Annotated in this window: 13 protein-coding genes; 3 read left to right on the forward strand and 10 right to left on the reverse strand. The window is 42.8% G+C overall.

Annotated features, from left to right (window positions below; translation table 11 throughout):
• Position 1 precedes the first annotated feature (1 nt).
• From BCU94_RS17450 to BCU94_RS17495, 10 genes are all read right to left on the reverse strand, one after another.
• A complete protein-coding gene (locus tag BCU94_RS17450) occupies positions 2–883 on the reverse strand; it encodes a tetratricopeptide repeat protein (RefSeq protein WP_102477097.1) in 882 nt (293 codons plus the stop codon).
• Positions 858–4,115, reverse strand: coding sequence for a tetratricopeptide repeat protein (locus tag BCU94_RS17455; RefSeq protein ID WP_102477098.1), 3,258 nt, complete (start codon positions 4,113–4,115; stop codon positions 858–860). Before BCU94_RS17455 ends, BCU94_RS17450 begins: the two co-directional genes overlap by 26 nt.
• On the reverse strand, positions 4,115–6,316 hold the full coding sequence (locus BCU94_RS17460; RefSeq protein WP_133149806.1) for a CDC27 family protein: 2,202 nt from the start codon (positions 6,314–6,316) through the stop codon (positions 4,115–4,117). Before BCU94_RS17460 ends, BCU94_RS17455 begins: the two co-directional genes overlap by 1 nt.
• Before the next feature lie 5 nt (positions 6,317–6,321).
• Positions 6,322–6,975 carry an AraC family transcriptional regulator gene (locus BCU94_RS17465; RefSeq protein WP_198589561.1) on the reverse strand — a complete coding sequence of 218 codons (654 nt, stop codon included), beginning with the start codon at positions 6,973–6,975 and terminating at the stop codon, positions 6,322–6,324.
• A gap of 47 nt (positions 6,976–7,022) precedes the next feature.
• Entirely contained in the window at positions 7,023–8,219 is a 1,197-nt protein-coding gene (locus tag BCU94_RS17470; RefSeq protein ID WP_241901125.1) for a DUF3570 domain-containing protein, read from the reverse strand.
• Positions 8,164–8,409 (reverse strand): DUF4266 domain-containing protein, encoded by a 246-nt coding sequence (locus BCU94_RS17475; protein WP_102439160.1) that lies wholly within the window; start codon positions 8,407–8,409, stop codon positions 8,164–8,166. The genes BCU94_RS17470 and BCU94_RS17475 overlap by 56 nt, the downstream gene beginning before the upstream one ends.
• A gap of 7 nt (positions 8,410–8,416) precedes the next feature.
• Positions 8,417–8,920 (reverse strand): TlpA disulfide reductase family protein, encoded by a 504-nt coding sequence (locus BCU94_RS17480; protein WP_102438952.1) that lies wholly within the window; start codon positions 8,918–8,920, stop codon positions 8,417–8,419.
• 76 nt (positions 8,921–8,996) lie between these two features.
• Positions 8,997–9,653 carry an outer membrane beta-barrel domain-containing protein gene (locus BCU94_RS17485; RefSeq protein ID WP_241904112.1) on the reverse strand — a complete coding sequence of 219 codons (657 nt, stop codon included), beginning with the start codon at positions 9,651–9,653 and terminating at the stop codon, positions 8,997–8,999.
• Between the two features lie 65 nt (positions 9,654–9,718).
• Positions 9,719–10,480, reverse strand: coding sequence for an SH3 domain-containing protein (locus BCU94_RS17490; RefSeq protein ID WP_102477101.1), 762 nt, complete (start codon positions 10,478–10,480; stop codon positions 9,719–9,721).
• Positions 10,481–10,626: 146 nt separating this feature from the next.
• Positions 10,627–13,389, reverse strand: coding sequence for a PD40 domain-containing protein (locus BCU94_RS17495; protein WP_102477102.1), 2,763 nt, complete (start codon positions 13,387–13,389; stop codon positions 10,627–10,629).
• A gap of 254 nt (positions 13,390–13,643) precedes the next feature.
• Here BCU94_RS17495 and BCU94_RS17500 point away from each other — a divergent pair, with 254 nt between their 5' ends.
• The 3 genes from BCU94_RS17500 (at position 13,644) to BCU94_RS17510 (ending at position 19,056) form a co-directional block, all read left to right on the forward strand.
• A complete protein-coding gene (locus BCU94_RS17500) occupies positions 13,644–14,930 on the forward strand; it encodes a hypothetical protein (RefSeq protein WP_102477103.1) in 1,287 nt (428 codons plus the stop codon).
• A 2-nt stretch (positions 14,931–14,932) separates the two neighbouring features.
• Positions 14,933–17,377, forward strand: a complete 2,445-nt coding sequence (locus BCU94_RS17505) for a LamG domain-containing protein (protein WP_102477104.1) — start codon at positions 14,933–14,935, stop codon at positions 17,375–17,377.
• A gap of 101 nt (positions 17,378–17,478) precedes the next feature.
• A complete protein-coding gene (locus tag BCU94_RS17510; RefSeq protein ID WP_102438942.1) occupies positions 17,479–19,056 on the forward strand; it encodes a general secretion pathway protein GspF in 1,578 nt (525 codons plus the stop codon).
• Positions 19,057–19,137: the final 81 nt, after the last annotated feature.

Consider the following 19,137-nt stretch of genomic DNA (forward strand, 5'->3'; position numbering starts at 1 on the left):
CTTATCCTTCTCCTTCTTGCAAATTGAGCCCAGCGCGCTGAATTTTTATTTCAACGCCAGCCAACCATCGCTGGGCTTGAACATCATCAGGTTTTAGCAATAAATAGGATTGATAATAACGTCTCGAATCTAATAGTTTTCCTCGGTATAGCTCGAGCAAAATAGCCAGGTTAACTTGTGCTTCTGGATAATTAGGCCAAATAGATAATGCGGTTAAATAATCTTTTTCTGCCTGTTCAAATTGACCTTGCTTTCTTGCTACAAGGGCCTTCAACTGAAAGGCGTAAGGGTTTTTATGGTTAACGGCAATGGCTTGATTTAACAAAGATTCAGCCTGACTAAAGTCACTTTTATTAATGGCGATTAAGGCTTTGTTTACTAATGCACCTGATAGGGTTGGCTGCGCCAAGAGTACTTGATCGAATAATACATCAGCTTGATCAAATTGCTGTTGTTTCATCAGAGCAAGCGCATCTTGATACTGAGTTAACACCGTACTGGGTACATTGGCTAAACGTTGCTGTGCTTGCTCAGCATATAAGTTGTAATTGTTGGCTGTTATGTCATTTAAAGCGCCATTACTTGCCGTTTGCTTGTTCGAGCTGTTCCCTACAGAGCCATTTGCCACAGAGCTAGCATTGCCATCATCTGTGTTAACCATATCCACCATACTGCTATCTAGGGCATCAATACCGTTAGCTTCGGCGTTTTCACTCGCTTGATCATTAGTCATCGTTGAGCATGCAGACAAGATCATTAGGCTGAAACCCATTAATAACTTGATGGTGACATGAGCTGAGGAAAGTGTGTTATTCACTTTATTATTCACCCGACTGTTTACTCTCTTACTTAAAGGTTTAGTGAATTGATTCAACGACATCATGTGTCACCTCCTGTTTGTTATATAACGCAGGTGACAGTTCAGTTAAGGTTGTGAAACTTTTGCCAATCCATTGGTCATAGATATTTTTCCAAGCTCGCTCAGTGTTACTGATATGAATTTCAATAGCCTTTTCCTCAAATGGATAGGCGAGCTCTTCAAGCAATATTTCGTACTCTTCCAGCGCTAATTCATCTAGGTCACTAGGGCGCTCAGAGTCCATAACATCAGCCGCTAACTGGCGATACATTTCAGCTAAGTTAAAGGTTGCTTGCGGCACATATTGTGCTCGTTGAAAGTCCAACACTTGCTGGTAATAACCAATAGCTTGTTTCATCGCGTCTTGTTTACGCTTCAAGGTTTTATTTAATGGCGCGGTTAGCTTAATCGCGATAAATGTTTGCTGGTGTGCTTGGGCTAATTCAGAAGCTGCAATAGAGGCAATTTCAATTTCTCGCCCAGCAAAGGTATTCGCTTTAGCTTGCTGCTTGGCGTGGAAGGTTAATATCTGGCGATACCAGTAATATTCCTTGTTGGGCTCGTTAGAAACTTGATAAAACTCGCTCATTTTAAGGCGTACTTCTTGTGCTACATCAAAAGGCTCAGGGTAATCTTTAGCGTATGTTCGATAGGTTAAGCGGGCTTTTTCGGTTTCGCCTGCTTTGAGGTAGTACTCCGCAGCAGTATATTGCGCCTCACGCTTTAGCGCTCCTTTGGGTTCATTGGCAACAATAATCAACAGTTGCTCAGCAGCCAATTCCCATTGTTCTAATGCTTCATATGACTGAGCAAGTTTTGCTGGGATTGATGCACTGAATTGATGTTTAGGGTAACGCTTTTGAAATGGCACCAATACCGTAATAGCTTGTTGCCATTGCTGTTGCGAAAGCAAGATATTCGCCGCTTCAAACTCGCCACTGACTGCATATTTTGATTCAGGCACAGCTTTGCTAATCCGTAATAAATCGACAACAGCAAGTTGCGGATTGTCGTTCTTGTTAGCCTGTGCTTGGAAGTAAATGCTTGATGCTAATAAATCGCGCATTTCAACTCGTGATGTCGCTTGCTGCGCTGTCGGTGTTTGACTGACACTTAAATATTTTAACGCCAGATTATAAGATTGCTCAGCAAGGGCATATTGGCTTTGCTGATATAACCCGTGAGCATATAACTGAGTCACAAGTTGTACTTGTTTTAATTGAGTTTTAGGCAGCTGTTTACCGTGCTCTACTGGATTGATAACACTTGATTTATCTAGGGCGATATAAGCCTGAGGTTTTTGTACACTGGCTAATTCATCAGGTGTTTGTCGCGCTACTACCGCTATTTGTTCTGCACTTTTCTCAGAGGGTTGATTAATGACACCGTGAGTCACTAATACAAATTCGCTGAACTGGGCTAAATCCAGGTAATTTTTCGATGCAAATGAATATTGGGCGCCGTGAGTTGCAAGCTCTAGAGCGCGTTTATCATCTGGATAGTTGGCGATAAACTGTTTATCTAAGGCGACCCTCTCTTGGACAACGACCTGAGTGCTATCCAAATTTGCATTAGCTTGATTTTGCAGCGGCGTTAGGATTTCTCGAATTGTGATTGTGGTTGCATAAGCAGCCTGCTTTTTGAGGGCTATCTGCTCTTGGTTTAGCTGCTTATTTGGTTGGCTTAAGTGATCAGCTTGTTGGTTTGGCTGGTCTGCTTGAAGCGAATCATCAATAGAACTGATTTCACCATAAGCGATAGTTTTATAACTGTTAAGTGCTTGTCTAAATTGCTGGGCTTCAAAATTAGCATCAGCAAACAGGTATTCATCAGTGTGAATATCTTTGCTGAGTAAGCTGCTTGATTGTGGCAGTTTTGCGAGTTGTAAGTATGTACTTAATGCATTTGCAGCCGCTTTAAAAGCGCTTACTCGGCCAATGCCTGCAGGCTGATTTTGCGCGTTGGCGTAAACTCTGCGGCTATGCTCATCACTAAATGCCAGTAAATGAGGCAGTAACTCTTGTTGATGCTTTGCACTTGCTTGACTCCAAAAAGTGCTATTTAACCCGTACTGGTTAATATAATCATTTTTGAGTTTATGCATTGAAGCAAATTTACCTTGGCGCTGATAAAGCTCAAGTAAAGCCAATGAGTAACGAGCAGACCAAATGTTATCTTGTGCCAAATCGATATAGGCTTGATAGGCCAGCTCTGCATCATGTTGCAGCTCTTGTTTCAGTAAGAATTTTGCTAAGTTATCAAATAGAACATGTTGATAAATAGGTAAGTAACGCGTGTCTTGTTTTGATGTCACCAGTGCAACTAAGGATACGGATTGTTGCTGCTGACTGAGTGAAATACTTAAAACTCGCTGCGCATCAATTGCTAGGTTTTGCTCGCGACTGCTCAAACTGGCAAAACTGAAATCCGTTGCGGTTAACTCATTTTGCTTTGGTTTATGGTTAGCTAAAATCGTATCGAACACGGCTAAAAAGGTACTATCAGCCTCAGGTAAGCGATTCAGTTTAAACAGTGACCAGCCAGACATATAAATGCTGTTGAGTAAATATTTATCATTGTTATCAGCTGATTGAACCTGTTTATAAGCGCTTATCGCAGCAGGGTAATCTTGCAAGTTGTAATAGATTTCGCCGCGCCTAAAGTTAAGCTCCGCTAAATATTGAGTGTTAGGGTAGCGGGATAATAACGATTCCATCTCGATTAAGCTTTCATCTAGCTGGCCTTGCAAATCTAGCGCTTTTGCCAGTTGATACTGCAGATGCTCGTTATCAGCGCGATTAGGGTAGCGCTGTAATAGTGTTTGATACTCAGCGATTAATTTTACTAGCTGTTGATCGTTTTGCTTGAATTGTTGCAAAGCTTTTTGCTCTGCAGCTAACGGGTTAACCCCTGTATCTTCATCAAGAACTGTGGTTTCAAGCTCACCAAACATTTGCTCTTCAAGATTTTCAGTCTTAATTTGAACCAGACGATATTCAACGTGTGTTCTGACTTCTGGGTTGGGTTCTAATGTCAGTAATTGCTGATAAATTTGCGCAAGTTTTTGGCTTCGCTGCGCTTTTGTCAGAGCAAGTGAGTCCAATGAAACTTGGGGTTGTTGTTTGGCTAAATCAGTTAATGTCGCTCTTTTGGGATTGTTATTAGCTTGAGTATCTAGGGTGCTTTTACAACCGCTGACGCCAGCAATGATCATGCAGCTAACGAGTAGAGATAGCGTTGGTTTTGATGGGGTCATTATAATTTCTCCCCATTTATAACAGGTTGGGACATTTGCTCTAATACAGCCGCCATTTCATGGCGAGAGGCCAGTAATAACTGTTCAAGCTGAATTTGTTGCTCAGAAACAAAGGCTGAGATTTTTTGTTGAATTTGAGCTTTGGTTGAGGATTCAAGTGCTGCGATATTTTGAATTGTTGTAACCAGTCTCGTTTCTGCTTGAGCTTGGCGCTGCTCAAACGCAGTGGTTTGTTGCTGAGAATTGGCTAACTGAGCAAAGCGTTGTTGCTGCAGACTTACCAGTACGAGTTGTTGGTCGACTTGTTTAAGTAATTTTTTATGTTGCCATAACCTTTGAGGAAATTGCTGTTGCAACTCCCAGTTAAGGACTGCTTTAACGCGGTTTAGTCTTTGTTGATACTCTTCAGTGCTGCGCTGACCACGAATAGCCTTGATAACGTTTTCACTTTCATTGACGCGTTTAAGCCATGCTTGCTCTGCGTCATTGGCAAAAATATCTGCGTTTTCTTGTGCCTCAGCCTCAGTAATCATTTGTGCTAACAGCTGCTTTTGATTGGTTAACTGCTGAATCAATTCAGGATACTGGGTTTGGCTTTGCTGTTCGATGATGCGAGCTTGACGCTGTTTATTGAGTGTTAAGCTCTCTTTTATCCAGGCATTTTTTTGCTGCTGACGGTCAATATTGCTCGTTAACAGTGATAACTCAGATAAGGTATCGATATCGTGTTTCAGCTCTGGATTTTCTAAGGCTTTTTGCAGCCATTGACCATTAGCTCCCGTTTGAGCGTTTACATTACTGTTGAACAATAATGGCGTTAATTCTGTTTGCTTAATATCGGTATGAAAGCGTGCTAAGTCAGCTAATTGTTCAACATAGAGTTGCTCGGCTTGTTGATAGCTATATAGGCTCTCAGAAAGTGTGTTTTGCTGTTTGATTTGAGCAGAAATGAGTAATGCTGATTGCCAACCGAGCTGGGAGTATTGATAGTCACGTTTTAATAAATCAAGCAATGCCAGTGAAGTGTCATATCGCTTGATCTGCTGAGCTGAGAAGGCAAATAGAAATAGTGCAGACTCAGTGTAAGGACTGTGCTCAGGAAAATCTTGTAATTGATCGAATGCTGCTTGGTATAGACCTTGTTTAACATACAGTTGGGCTAACAATAATTGAGCATAATCATTAATGGCTTGCTGCTGGATTTGTTTGTCTGCCTTTAATTCATCAGCTGTCATTATGCTTATGTCAGTGATTTCTTTATTAACATTTTTACTAGAAACTTGAGCTCGTTGTTGTGGACTCTTTTCGGTAAATAAGCTTTGCCAGAAATTCGTTTCAGTTGCTGCTAAGTTTATGTTTTTAATGCGTACCAGCAGTGTTTCTGCGCGTTGATAATCCTTTGCTTGCATCAATTGCAGTGCTTGGTTAAGCATGACGTAAGCAGATAATGCTGACTTTGCAGTTAATTCAGTATCTGCTTGGTTTGATCCCGCGGCTGACTCATCAAGTATTTTCGCTGAAGGAGTCACAGATGCAGGCCAATATGCCAATTGATGTAGGATCTGATATTGCTCAGCATATGAAGCAGGCAGTTGAGTGATATTAGCGAGGGTTTGCTGGGCAGCATTGTGTTTACCTTGCTCTATTTGTTGTTCTGACAACTGTAGTAGCGCGATAAGCTTTAGCTCATCAGCAGAGGTGGCAGTTTTATTGCCTTGTTTATCTTCGGTTGGTGGCTCAATACCTGCCAACTTATCGTCTGCTTGTTGTTGAATTAATGCTTGCTCGAACGTGGCCAACGTCTCAGTAGCTTGATGATGTAAACCGATGGATACCTGTAAGCCAGCTTCAAACAAATGGCTTTTTGCGGTATCAGCATCAAAGCGCTGTCTGTTTAGGCTAACTTGGCTTAATGCGGCGTTGTAATCACCTTCAAAATAAAAGTATAAGGCTTGGCGATAAAGTTTATTGCGCAGGTTAGCTTGCTGAGCAAGGGTTAAATTAGTTGCAGCCGTTGAATGAGCAACTTCAGTTGGTTGCTTATTTAGCTCATCAGTTGAGACATCAGTGGGCATATCAGCACTGATAGCTGCAGTTGAAAAACAGCCGCTAACGATAAGCAGTAATATCGCTTTTAGCTGAGGCGTTGCTACTGCATAGCGGCTAAAGTCACGGAAAGCTTGGTTCATATTAACTGGCATAACCGTTATAAAACCCACTCTTCAACTTTCACATCTGCACGATAACTGGATTCATTATCTTCAAGTTTCAATTCCACCATCACGGTTTCATCTGTCTTTTCAAATTGATGAGTCACTGCTCTTTGTACGGTGCGACCTTCTGCATCAACACCGGTAAAAATAGCGGTAAGCTGATGCTGTCCCATTTTCAAATTGCCCATATAGACTTTTTGAATGCCGCCTTTTTCCAGTGCACGACGTTGGCGTTGGGTATATAAAAAACCGGCTACATTTTGCTGATTAATTTTTAGCTCGACACTGTCTAGGGTAAAAAAACGTCCAATATCCACTGACACAAATACAGCTATTTGAGTGCTTGCGGGGAACAATAAGTCTTCTTCAAGAATGAATAAATCACGATTTAATTTAATGACTTGGCTTTTGATGTTTTCAAGATCGCTTGCTACCTGACTCTGACTATCAGCGCTAACATTACCATTAGTCATTGCATTAGCACTCGCGTCATTATCAGTATTGGCTAACGCGGCATTTGGCTGCATCGCGCTCCAGAAAATGGCTATAAATAGCCCCAAAGTGAGCCATATTTTAAAATTTGTAGATGACTTAACAGTGTTACCCTGCGCTGTACCTTGTCCAGTACCTTGATCTGTGTTGTTCATATTTCTACCTTGAAAATGGGCTAAATCGCTAACATTACGCAAAATGATTAAAAGTAAACGCTATAAAAAGCGCGGATGACGTTAGCGGAAAAATTGTAAAACGGTTCGTTACCTACGCCACCATCAGCAGTGGGATCTCTAAAGTTGTTGTAGTCGAAGGTGATGTAGTCCCATTGAATACTGGCTTCTGAGCGAGTATCTCCAAAAGATAAGCTTTCAGGCATTAAATATGTGACACCTAGGCCTAAGGTTAAGTCATTAAAGTCACTTAACTCTTTATCGCGGGCTAGGTAGTTTTGTGCATCTTGATAAGGGAATAAGTCACTATAAAATTCAGCTTGAGTTTGCTGGTAGTAACGCACTTTAAATTCAAGTTCTAAGAAGTCACCAATAGGGTGGCGGTATCCGAGTTCGACATCATTAGCATCAATTTCCCAGCTGTCGTTGAAGTAGCGATAATGAAAAAATAACGCCGCGCGATAGGGCAGAAAGTAGCTTGCCGATAATTTGGTTGAAAACGAGTTACGAGTCTCTGGATAGATTTCAGACTGATAGCCAACACCGGATGGGTTAGTTGTATCTATGTAGCGTACCGTACGGTATGGGTTATTGAGGTAACCTTCGTCAGCAATGGCTTCAAAGTTAAGTTGCGCGGTTAAGTTGCGAGTTAAAATTTGACTTATGCCTGCGCGAATACGGTACTGCTGGCTTTGTTCTTCAAATTGGTCATCGCCATTGCGGCGTATTTCATTATCACCATATGACACACCAAGACTTAAATTGGTTAAATCGCCAAAGGTATCTTGAGATACATTAACACTAAAGGATTGTGCGAGGTAATCGTCTTCATCACTCTGGCGGGCATTAAAGGTCATTAAGGTCTTATCGTTGAGGTATTCGACCCCAATTTGGCCTTCATGGCGCTTTTCGCTATATGGACTTGCTGTACTGAGCACATCTACAGAGGCCGAAGAAATGCTATCGAGGTAGTAGTAGCCAGTAAACGCCAATGATTCTGAGGTCTTTTTTCGAAGCAATACCGAAGGACCGTCAATTTTCATCCCGCCGCCTTCATAGCTGTGATAAAGCACATCAGCGCGATCAGGCTCTAGCACTGCTGCTAGGCTGAGTGGCGAGCAGAGAATTAATCCTGTCAGTGTGGCTGTCTTTAATAAGCACTTGAGCATCTTAGTTACAACCACAGCCACCGCCTCCAGTTCCTTCTGCTCCGCGAGCAGACTCACGGGCCTCCAATACATGCGCTACGTGCATATTGGCAATGGGGTGCCTACCAAATCGCATAATAGGATCGGCAAGGTTTTGGCGTTCATAAGGTTTTACCCAAGGTTCTATGTCTAAACTTGAGCAGCCCGATATTATGAATAGTGACGACAGGGCCGTTATGAGCATGAGCATTTTTTTGATTGGATTCATCATAGGGTTACTCTCTGATCAGCTTTTTAATCGCAGCGGCGTATTTTTTCTCGTAACCGTCTTGATAACCTAAGAACACATATCGCACTTTGCCGTCGCGATCGACAATCACAGTCGTTGGCATGGCTTTTACATCGTAGGTCTGAGATAGGCTGTTTGTTTCGTCAAAAAAGATGTCAAAACTTAAATTAAGATCGGCTAGAAAGTCTTTACCTGCTTGGTTTTCTTGCTCAACATTGACGCCCCAAACGGCAACGCCTAAATCTCGATATTTGTCTTCAAGCTTTTGCAGTACTGGCATCTCTTTTCTACAAGGTCCACACCAAGATGCCCAGAAGTTAATCAGGATGATATTGCCGCGCTGCTCAGAGAGTTTAAGGTTCTCACCTTGCATGTTTTTTAAGGTGAAATCTGGTGCCATATCGCCTTCTGATAACGCATTGGCTTGAATCGATACACTTAAAGTAAATAGGGTAAACAGGGCAATGAACCCACGCTTAAATAACATCATTGATAATCCTTTTTTTCTTACTATTTAATTTTTGTTTAACTCTTTTTCGAGCTAGGTTGTGACCAACGGCTATAGATTAAAAATAAACAGCAATACCGGTAGAAAAGGTTAAATTGTGCGTCGTTTTTGATGAGCCTGTTATTTGAGTGTCAAAGATGTAGTCACTCATCGCCAGATCCCATGCAACCCAGTCATTGAGAAAAACACGGTAGTTAGCGGTTAAGTTCACCGTAAATTGTTCATCACCGGCAAACTCAGTGTTACCACCACCGACTTCAATGGAGAACACACTGTTAAAGACTAAATCTTCACTGAAAAATATTTCACCAGGCAGAAGGTTATAACCAATATTGAGGCCGTAGTAGGTCATTTCGCGCTCTTCATCTGTCAGTAAAGGCGCGGTATGAGCAAGCTTCTCAAAACTGGTATATCCGCCTTCAGCGACTGCATATCTGCCTTTGACATAAAAGTGTTCACTGATGTGATACCCCAGATGTGCACTAATCCAAGGGCTATTTTCAAAGTCCTCAATTGACATCAAGCCACCTTGAATACCGACCTCGAAATTTTCGGTATCCAATACATCATCGAGTACTTCGCGGCGCTCAACATCGGCTTTAACTCCGACGGTATTTGATTGGCTAGCTTCAGCTGAAAGTGCAATGGCGCTATAGCCCATGCCTAAAGTGACGATACTTAGGGTTAAACAAGATTTAATTGCGTTTTTTACCATGGTATTAATGCTTATTTTTGTTGTTATCGCTGTTTTCATCATTGCCTTCATTATTCCCATGCCCATTAGAAAAAGACGCTAAAGCCGACTTTCCAAGATTGAAGTTGTTCATTTTCATCTCTGTCGGTTAAGGCCAACGAGAGTTTATATTCGGCGCGTAAGATAAAGTTACGTGCGAGATGGTATTTAACCCCAGCCGCTGCACTCATTAAGGTGCTTTGACGTGATTCAGAATCCGCGATAACACTGTGAGGCTTAGTGTTGATAATGCCGCCACCTATGCCAATGTAAGGGACCAAGGTAAATTCAGGAAAAGGATGGCTGTAAAGCATGGCTTCAAATAAGTCACTATCAGAAATGCTACCTAAGGCTTTACCTGCAGATATTTCAGCACTAAAAACAGGGGTGAAAACATAGCCTAAGTGCACGTTATAAAAGTTAGCGCCTTCAAGGTCGCCATACATTACGCCCGATTCCCAGTCTCTTTGCATAAAGGCTTCAGTGCCAATGACATGCTGGTTAACCGCTTCACCATGTTGGCTGAGTCCGCGTAAGTCATCTTCATGAAACCAACCTTCAATGCCACGCTTATCACGGACTTTGAGCCAAGATGTTCGTTTGAGTAGTACACTGACCTGTTCATGTTGCTCAACAACATGTACGACGGGATAGCCTGCACTTGGGCCTGAATGAAGCTCAACAAAGGGAACATCAATGGTTAACTGCGCCGCCGAGGATTCAGCGTGAGCAAGGTTGGAGTTCAATAACGTTAAACAGAGTAATGTACCTGCCAACATGAATTTGAATGGGCAGGCGAAATTAAACATAGTTTCCTTTTTGTAACATCATCAGTCCTTGTTTATTGTTGTTTTTATTTGGCTTTTAACTTTGTTGTTATCAAGGTTTTTCTTATCAAGCCGTCTCTTACCAAGGTTGCTCTTATTATGGCGGCTGTTATCAAAAGCCTTTTCGACTAATCTTGAGCGTAAAAAGGAGTGTTGTAATACTGAGCTCCAATATCTATCCATTCGCTTAATAATTTAAGTTCGTCGGCTGTCAGCATATTTTGATGGGTTTCATCATTCATGGTATTAAAAAACCTGCTACTGGCTCTGGCACCATTAGTCGAGATAATTGCTGGTACATTCACTGTGGTTAATACAGGAATTGGATTACCTTCGGCATCGAGTATCAATTCACCATCGGCATCCACTTGATAAACCACGTTACCATCGGCATCTAGCACTTCGACTAGTTTGTCGATAACGATCCCATCCACTTCTTCTTGTTCGACATCATTAAAAAATAACTCACGATAACTCGTTAGGTGAGCGATTTGATCTATTGATGGAGCTGCAATCAATTCAAGCTGACCAGCTGGCACCTGGGCAAGGTTATTATCATCGACATTGCTATGGCACACGGTGCAAGTGTTATCCGCAAGGACCTCTAAGGTGTCTTCGTCTATGGCTAAACGAGGTAAATCCCAAAGGGGCTGAATATGTTCTTCATAGTTGATTTGAATGCGGCAATATGGGGTCCAATTATTAAAACATTCACTGCCATTTGGTGCAGGGGTTGTTAAGTTTTCATAACTCAGATTCATACTCGGGTTTGGCGCTGAGATAGCTGGATTAGTCCAAATATCATCGTAACGTAGGCTCGCCGATAGCTCTGCAATGCCATTGACCATGGCATCGGCCTGCGCCATGGTTTGACCTTGTATTGGAATAATATTGCTGCTGGTATTAGGGTATGCAGAGCCACCAATCGCCCCTGTGTTAATGCTGTCTGCTTGGGCATCATAACGGCCATGAGGTAATTGGCTGTTAGCCGTGTGACAACCCATACATTGCAGGGTTTCACCGGCTTGTAAACTTATCCATTGGCTGTGGCGACCACCAATGCGTTGGCCGTTGCTATCTAAGACACTGATGGCCAATGGCACATTTGCAGGGACTTTAATTTTCACTGAGCCGTCTGGCTGAATTGGGGTGTAGCCAATAACTTCGCGCATTAATTGATTTCGGCTGCGGCCAAAATCGGTATTGGCAATATCTCGAACTTCATCAGGTGGCATAGGTACGCCGCGGACGACTTTTAAAAAGCGCGCTGGTAATTCACTGGCTGGGGTTAATGAAGGATCGCTTAATCGACTAATACCGCCTTGATTACTGCTGCTGTCTTGACCATCAAAATCATATACGCTGCGAATGTGAATTGCCGCAGCGAGTTCTTGGTGCAACTGTGGATCAAGTTCATTACCAACCACTTGATCGGCGATAAAGGCTTTAGGTTGCGATGAAGGCTGCATCACTAACGCTTCAGTAATCACTTTACCTTCTTCGCTATTGGCGACTAACTGCTGAGTACCGTCGGCATCGTTAAGTAGCCAAAGCTCATATAAGGGATCGGCAAGTGTTAAGGTTTGATCCAGTAACTGTTCATCAGTTAATTGACCACATGCACGGATTTGTTCTTCAACAACAACCCGACAAAGATCCCAACTCAATAAATAACGTTGGCTGTTATCAGGTAATGGATATAAATGAGTTAAGCGCCCAGAAGGAGATAGCGCGTCTGCGAAGTTAAATTTAAAATCAAAACTGAGCGGTAAATCGCTTATGGCATTGTTAGTTGTGTTGTCGGTTTCGCCCGATACCGCAGTGGCTTGCTGGTTATCAATATACTCATCGATATTGATTGTCACAGGCCTTTTTTGATAACTCATTTCATCCTGTGATGACAGCAGCATTAGTATATTGCCATTTGGTAATTGCTGCGGTTTAACAAACTCAATTTGTTCATCTTGCTCATCGAGAGTCATTTGATGAGAATGCCAGCCGAACATTAATTCATTCTCAGTGCCATCTGGATTCATTTTGTAGAGGTTAATACCATGGTCGCTACCCATGTCATCCCAACGGCTATAGAGGATTTGTCCATCTTGCAATACCAGTGGGTAGAAATCATGACTAAGATTGAAGGTCAGTTGCTCAATACCGCTACCATCATCGTTCATTAAATGGATGTTGAACGTTTCGTTATCGCGGCTTTCATCGAGAGCGGTGTATTGCGGTTTACCTTCATCGAGTAAAATGGCTCGTGATAAGCGCTGGCGGGTTGAGGCAAATATAATCCGTCCATCAGGGAGAAAGGATGCCATCAAGTCATCACCTTGTTCGGCAGTCGTATCACTGTCTATTAATCGGGTCAGTGATTGGTCAGATAATTGGTAACGCCATATATTCCAACTTGGTTGTTCATCTTCGTCGGCATCAGCAATTTCTGGCGCGCGAATAGAGACTAAAAATTGTTGACCATCATCAGAGACTGATAAATCACGAATATCTATGCGTTGGATAGTGTCAGGATCTTCGGTGATTAAATCGGCAAAAAGTTCGGCGGTGATATTGGTAACGGGTGAGTCAGTAAACGCATTTCGTTTTACAAATAATTGTGCGCCAGGATTAAATTGGCTTGGGTTTCTACTTTGAAAACTAGCGGATTCTGGGTTGTCATCACTGGGCTGGGTAATGAGATCGCGCTGAATGTAAACCACAGGGTATTCAACTAAAACAGGATCAGGCTTTTCATCCTTAAGCGCGGTATCCGTGTTACAACCGCTAACAAGAAGAAACGCCATTAATGCTTGATAACTAAAAGCTTTATAGCCTAAAACTTTATTGTCAAAAGTTTTACGGCCTAATCCCTTTAAGCCGAAAAATGGCTTCATTTATTACCCTTAATATATAATTGTTATTATTGTTATCGTTACATAGTTAAAACGTAATAACTCTTGACATTATTGCCGCCTAGTCTCAGTGTTTCAATACTTTTTAATAAAAATTATTTTGCCAAGTAAAAAATAAAGTTAACAAAAATAAAAACAACAAGCTTTATGATTCCCGAAATACTTATCATTGTCTGCGTTTTTATAACTCTGCCGCTTAAGGCGTTTGTTGGCTGAAATAACGACAAGGAGACAGTATGAAGAGGCAACTTTGTACGGTGAAAAGTCAACGATTTTCAAATAAATTCAATGTGCTAAGAACGCAATTAAGACTGAATAAAACCCGAGCCTTTTTGCATAAATTAACACTAGGTTCAATAATTGTTTTTGCTCCTTTGTCTCATGCTGGGACGTTAGAGCAAGCAAAGCAATTACATGATCGTATCGCCGGTGTTCCCGCATCTGAACAAACCCTCAATGATATAGCGCAATTACTCGACGATAGTAAACCGATAGAAGCGGCTTATTTAGCAATGGAAACCCCAGCTTTTTATTCCACGACTTTAAAATTGTTCGCCACCCCCTGGACTAATATCGATCAAGACAGTTTTGCACCACTAAATGATTACAGTGCAACTGTAATTGGTGCGGTACGAGATGACGTTGATTTCAGGCAGGTACTGCAAGCCGATATGGTGTATGTGGGGAAGAACAGTCTTAATTTACCAGCCTATAGCACCAGTAATAACCAACATTACCAATCATTAGAAGATCAGTTTATTGATTTAAAAGATGGCTTGGAGCGAACCAGTCAGTCTAGCTTAAATGGTTTGCCAAGTGATGCTACAGCAGGCGTTCTAACCAGTAGAGCGGCTGCCAAAGCATTCTTTTATTTAGGTACAAACAGAGCCATGGTGCGTTTTACCTTAATGAATCATTTGTGCACTGATTTAGAGCCCCTAAAAGATAATACCCGTTCACCCGATAGAATCCGCCAAGATGTTAGCCGCAGCCCTGGTGGCGATAGTCGCTTATTTATCAATAACTGTTTAGGTTGCCACAGTGGCATGGATCCATTAGCTCAAGCGTTTGCATTTTATCAATATGATTTTAACCTTGAAGCCGATCCGGTTGGTGATAATGGGGCTATTGCTTACAACCAAAGTGGCCAAGTTGATCCCGATACAGGCACCAGGGTGCAAGGTAAATACCATATTAACTCGACCAGTTTCCCTTACGGTTATGTCACTGAAGATGATGAATGGCATAACTATTGGCGTGAGGGGGTTAACCAAAAGCTTGGCTGGGATGAAACCCTTGAAGGTAAAGGCTTTGGTGCTAAGTCATTAGGTGAGGAGTTTGCTAATAGCCAAGCTTTCGCTCAATGCCAAGTAAAGAAAGTATTTAAAACCGTGTGCTTACGAGATGCAGAGTCCAATGAGGATATTAACCAAATTGCGGCGACCACTGAGTCTTTTCAACAAAACTCATATCAACTTAAGCGTGTATTCGCTGAAGTTGGCAACTACTGCATGGGAGAGTAACGGTGAAATTATCTCAAAAAACCTTATCTAGCCTCTCGGTGTTGAGTTTATGTTTAACCCTCACGGCATGTGGCGGCGGTGACGTAGAAAGTAATCCGCCTCAACAGCAAGAACCAGACTCTGGCGTGTATACAGGTCCTGCACCTGCCACTGAAGACATTCAAAAATATAAAGTCTCATTGTGGGACAATATCTCAACCCAAAATCGCTGTGGAGCCTGTCATACAGAAGGAAATCAAGCGCCATATTTTGCCAGTCGAGAAGACGTTAACGACGCGTATGCTGCGACTAATCCGCTGGTTGATTTAACTGATCCTGCTTCATCTCGCTTAGTTGAAAAAGTGGCTGGTGGCCATAATTGTTGGCTAGACAGTGATAGTGCCTGTGGTGAAACCATGACTTCGTGGATCAAATTGTGGTCAGATGAACGGGTCAGTAGCGCCAATACAATTGAGTTAACTGCGCCAGCCATGCGAGAGCCAGGTTCAAGCAAAAGTTTCCCTGATGACAGTGCGCTATTTAGCCAACATGTTTACCCCATTGTTAGTCAGTACTGCGTTGATTGTCATAACGAAGGAGCGACTTTTGCTCAGTCACCTTTCTTTGCAAGTAACGATATAGCTCAAGCTTACGAGTCGGCTAAAAATGTCATCAACATCGATGAGCCATCTCAGTCTAGATTAGTGGTTCGTTTAGGCAGTGAGTTTCATAACTGTTGGACAAATTGCCAAGAAAATAGCAATGAAATGCTTGCTGCAGTGACAGCGATGAGTGATGCAATTGCTGTCGATGAAATTTCACCAGAAATGGTGGTGTCTAAATCACTACGATTAACGGATGGTATTACCGCTTCAAGTGGTGGTCGATTTGAAACGGATGTCATTGCCTTATACCAGTTCAAAACTGGCGCGGGTTCTACTGCATACGATACCTCTGGTATCGCGCCAGAAGCGAATTTATCGCTGACGGGTGATGTTGAATGGCTCGGCAGTTGGGGCTTATCTTTTACTAATGGTAAAGCGCAGGCCAGTACCGCCAACAGTAAGAAACTCCATGATTTAATCACCTCTACTGGTGAGTTTTCAGTTGAAGCTTGGGTAACACCAAATAATGTCACCCAAGAAGGGCCTGCAAGAATCGTCACTTATTCAGCAGGTGATGATGCACGTAACTTCACATTAGGCCAGAGCCAATATAACTATGACTTTATGCTGCGCACTGAAGCTTCAAGCACCAATGGCGAACCAGCCTTAAGTACGCCAGATGCCGATGAAGTGTTGCAAGCGACACTGCAGCATGTGGTATTAACTTATAACGCTACAGAAGGGCGAAAAATTTACGTCAATGGTAACTTAATTGAAGTGGCTGATGAAGATATTGCGCCGTTGGCATCTTGGGATGACAGCTTTGCGTTGATTTTAGGACGAGAGGCTTCAAACCAACATGTCTGGCAGGGTGATATTCGTTTGTTGGCGATTTATAACCGCGTCCTAGAGCAAGAACAAATCAGCCAAAACTATGATGTCGGTGTAGGTGAGAAATTCTTCTTGCTGTTCTCGGTAAGTCATTTAATTGATTTGCCCAATACCTATGTGATGTTTGAAGTCAGCCAATTTGATAATTACAGCTATTTATTTACTGGCGCTTCATTGGTGAATATCGATGGGACGCCAGTGGCTGAAGCATTTGATATGCGTTCAGTTCGTATCGGGATTAATGGTAAAGAAAGTGCCCAAGGACAAGCTTATTCTAACGTCGATTTAGCCATTGAAAGCGGTCAGGCGTTAGCTGAACCTATGTCGCTGTCTGCATTAGGCACTATTATTGGTCTCGAAAAAGGTGCCAGTCAGGATGAGTTTTTCCTCACTTTTGAGCAAATCGGTGAACATGAAAATGTGGTTGTGCCTGGCGTGATAATCACACCTGATGAGTTACCCGCAAGTACTGAAACCGCGCAAATAGGCTTAAGAAACTTTGCTGAAATTAACCACTCAATGAGTGAGTTAACTGGTGTACCTCAGCAAACAACCAAAGTGTTTGATACCTATGCACTAGTAAAAAGCCAACTGCCGAGTGTCGAAAATATCGATACCTTTATTTCTGCACAGCAAATGGGGGTGACGCAACTGGCAATTGCCTATTGCGATGTCGCCATTGATGACGATAGCTTACGCAGCGCTTGGTTCCCTGATATTGACTTCACGCAAGAGCCAAACGTGGCATTAAGCAGCGCAGAAAGACCTAACTTGCTCAACCCGTTAATTGGTCAACTTATGCCGCTGAATTTATCGAGTCAGCCTGATGCTAACTTGGTTTATAACGAGCTGGATTCACTAGTCAGTAATTTGTCTGTGTGTGGCACAAACTGTAATGCAGAGCGAACCCAAACTATTGCTAAAGCCTCATGTGCAGCAGTGTTGGCAAGTGCTGTGATGTTGATTCAATAGGAGCGTAATGATGATAAAAATACCCACACAGATCACCACGTTTCCAATATTGAATATCGACAATCAAGCGGCGGCAAAAAAGAGTTTAAAAGGACTTCAACATGACTAAACGTACTCATCTTCACCCTGACAGTCCTTTATTGTTTTCCGATCATCGTAAACCCATGACTCGGCGTGAGTTTATCTCAACGGGCCTGGCAAAAGGTGGCCAAGCGGTCGCGGGTTTATCATTAATGAGCATGTTTGCTAACCCAAACCAAGCCAATGCTGCGTTGTCTTCTGACCTAGAAGCACTGCGAGACTCATGCGGTATTAGCGTACAAGGGGCGGGTAAAATTCCGTTTATTAGTTTCGATTTAGCGGGCGGCGCCAATATTGCTGGCTCAAATGTGCTGGTTGGTGGCGCAGGTGGTCAGCAAGATTTCTTATCGACAGCTGGCTATAACAAGCTGGGTTTACCTGGTGATATGGCACCATCGATTGCAAACCCTGATGTTGGTATGTCTGATTTTATTAACACTGATTTAGGGCTCGCGTTCCACTCTGATTCAGCGTTTTTACGTGGCATATTGGAAAAGGTTTCAGCCGATACCGCATCACGGATTAATGGTGCGGTGATCCCTTGTCGTTCTGATAACGATACAGGTAATAACCCACATAATCCTATGTATGCTATTGCGGCGGCTGGTGCTAACGGCTCGCTGATGCCACTCATTGGCTCGCGCAGCACTGACTCTGGTGGCAACTCAATGGCAGCGGCTAATTTTGTCGATTTGAGCATGCGACCAACTAAAATCGATCGACCGTCTGATGTGACTGGGCTTGTGGATGTGGGTGATTTGTTTAACTTGTTATCTCAGCGCGATGCCGTAACCGTAATGGAAAGCATCCAGCGCATTAGCGCCCAGAAAATGGCTTCGGTGAACACTCAAGTAACTCGTGATGATGTGATTAAAGACTTAGTCAATTGTGGCTATGTGAAAAGTGCTGATTTAGCCGATCGTTTTGGTGATCCTTCGACGCTTAACCCTGTGTTAGATCCTGACATTGTGGGCCCAAGCGGTATCTTTACCATTAATGAATTTGATTCAGAATCAGAGTTCCAAAAAACCGCTTCTATTATGAAGTTGGTGGTCAATGGATTCTCTGGTGCTGGCACTGTCACTATGGGTGGTTTTGACTATCACACTGGTGAGCGTGGTACCGGTGAGTTACGAGATTTACGCGCAGGGCGTTGTATGGGCGCATGTTTGGAATATGCCGCTCGTCGCAATCAACCTTTGATGATGTATGTATTCAGTGATGGCTCGGTTGCCAGTAATGGCCGCATCGATGACTCAATGGAAGGACGAGGCAAGGGCGAATGGACGGGAGATAACTCATCTACAGGTGCATCTTTCTTCTTGGTGTATAACCCAGCGGGTAAGCCACAATTGATGGGCGCAAGTGCTGATCAAATGGCACAAAACCAACAAATCGGCTTTATGCGCTCTGATGCCTCAGTGGATACCGCATCAGCCCCATCGGCAAATAATGTGAACTTGCTGGTGGATACGGTGTTGCTTAACTACATGGCACTGCATGGTGAACAAGGCCAGTTCAATATGGTGGCACCAAGACAAGGTTTGGGCAACAGTGCGATGTTAGATTCGCTAACAGCGTTTCAGCCGATAGTTTGATTAAAATATAAGTTTATTTTGCTGGTTAAATTGAAAGGCTCAGAGGTTTTCTCTGAGCTTTTTTGTTTTTATATTTGTTTT

Origin of the sequence: Shewanella sp. 10N.286.52.C2 (assembly GCF_002874545.1) — a bacterium.
In the GTDB taxonomy this organism is placed as follows: domain Bacteria; phylum Pseudomonadota; class Gammaproteobacteria; order Enterobacterales; family Shewanellaceae; genus Shewanella.

Coding starts and splice junctions, on each gene's coding strand:
- BCU94_RS17450 (WP_102477097.1), bottom strand. CDS start 883: ATGATGTCGTTGAATCAATTCACTAAACCTTTAAGTAAGAGAGTAAAC.
- BCU94_RS17455 (WP_102477098.1), bottom strand. CDS start 4,115: ATGACCCCATCAAAACCAACGCTATCTCTACTCGTTAGCTGCATGATC.
- BCU94_RS17460 (WP_133149806.1), bottom strand. CDS start 6,316: ATGCCAGTTAATATGAACCAAGCTTTCCGTGACTTTAGCCGCTATGCA.
- BCU94_RS17465 (WP_198589561.1), bottom strand. CDS start 6,975: ATGAACAACACAGATCAAGGTACTGGACAAGGTACAGCGCAGGGTAAC.
- BCU94_RS17475 (WP_102439160.1), bottom strand. CDS start 8,409: ATGAATCCAATCAAAAAAATGCTCATGCTCATAACGGCCCTGTCGTCA.
- BCU94_RS17480 (WP_102438952.1), bottom strand. CDS start 8,920: ATGATGTTATTTAAGCGTGGGTTCATTGCCCTGTTTACCCTATTTACT.
- BCU94_RS17485 (WP_241904112.1), bottom strand. CDS start 9,653: ATGGTAAAAAACGCAATTAAATCTTGTTTAACCCTAAGTATCGTCACT.
- BCU94_RS17490 (WP_102477101.1), bottom strand. CDS start 10,480: ATGTTTAATTTCGCCTGCCCATTCAAATTCATGTTGGCAGGTACATTA.
- BCU94_RS17495 (WP_102477102.1), bottom strand. CDS start 13,389: ATGAAGCCATTTTTCGGCTTAAAGGGATTAGGCCGTAAAACTTTTGAC.
- BCU94_RS17500 (WP_102477103.1), top strand. CDS start 13,644: ATGAAGAGGCAACTTTGTACGGTGAAAAGTCAACGATTTTCAAATAAA.
- BCU94_RS17510 (WP_102438942.1), top strand. CDS start 17,479: ATGACTAAACGTACTCATCTTCACCCTGACAGTCCTTTATTGTTTTCC.